The 983-nt window shown below is 67.4% G+C and carries 1 protein-coding gene; it reads left to right on the top strand.

Annotation, left to right across the window (positions count from 1 at the left end):
- Positions 1-983 (top strand): DUF1302 family protein (locus Y694_RS25160; protein WP_036236789.1); only part of this gene is annotated, 983 nt, incomplete at both ends.

The following is a 983-nucleotide window of genomic DNA, read 5'->3' on the forward strand; positions in this document are numbered from 1 at the left end:
GGCAACCAGCAGATCGCCTGGGGCGAGGCGCTGTTCTTCCGCGTGGCCGACCAGCCCAACGGCCTGGACCTGCGCGGCCACCTGTTCGGCGTCGCCGCCGAAGAGTACTCCGACACCCGCCGCTCCGCGCTCGGCCTGCGCGCCAACTACCGCGTCAACGAGAAGATGGACGTTGACGGCTTCGTGCAGCGCTTCGCGCCCACGCTGCTGCCCAACGGCGAGACCGGCTACAACCTCATCCAGGACCAGTTCACCGTCGACCAGCGGCCCGGCTACGAGGACGTCAAGAACAAGTGGAACGTCGGCTTCCGCCTGAAGGGCGAGGCCGGCGGCTTCGGCTACCAGGCCTTCGCCATCAACCGCACCAACCCCGACGGCGTCTTCAAGTGGTCGGCCGCCAAGGGCGAGAACGTCCTGCCGGGCACCGCGTTCGCGGTGCAGCCGACCGGCGTCTGGAGCGCCGAGGAATGGTTCCGCGGAGCCTCCAACTCGCGCCTGAACGGTATCGAGGGCGTGGCCACCTCCATGAACTTCATCACCGCGGCCGGCGACCCCTACGGCCTGGTCGGTCTGGCCACCGCCTGCGGTGCCGAACGCGCGGTCTACGGCGACTTCAAGCTCGGCAGCAAGGCGGCAGCGTCGTGCATCCTGGACACCTTCTTCACGCCCGGTGTGGCCGGCCCGCTGCGCGGCTGGCTCAGCCGCGAGTACAAGCGCGAGACGGTGTTCGGCGGCGGCATCAACCGGGTGTTCGAGGGCGAGCCCGACTCGCTGCTCGACCAGCTGATCGGGCGCTTCGAGTTCTCGTACACGCCCAACAAGCACTTCACCAACCCGACGCTGGGCGACTACATCGAGAAGGACGAGTACCAGTTCGCCTTCATCATGGAGAAGTACCACAAGTTCACCAGCGCCTTCCCGGCGACCTACTTCGTGGCGCAGTGGCTGCACAAGTCCAGGAGCGACCTGTTCGGGCGCTACCT

The organism is Methylibium sp. T29-B (assembly GCF_000576225.1).
Lineage (GTDB): Bacteria > Pseudomonadota > Gammaproteobacteria > Burkholderiales > Burkholderiaceae_C > Methylibium > Methylibium petroleiphilum.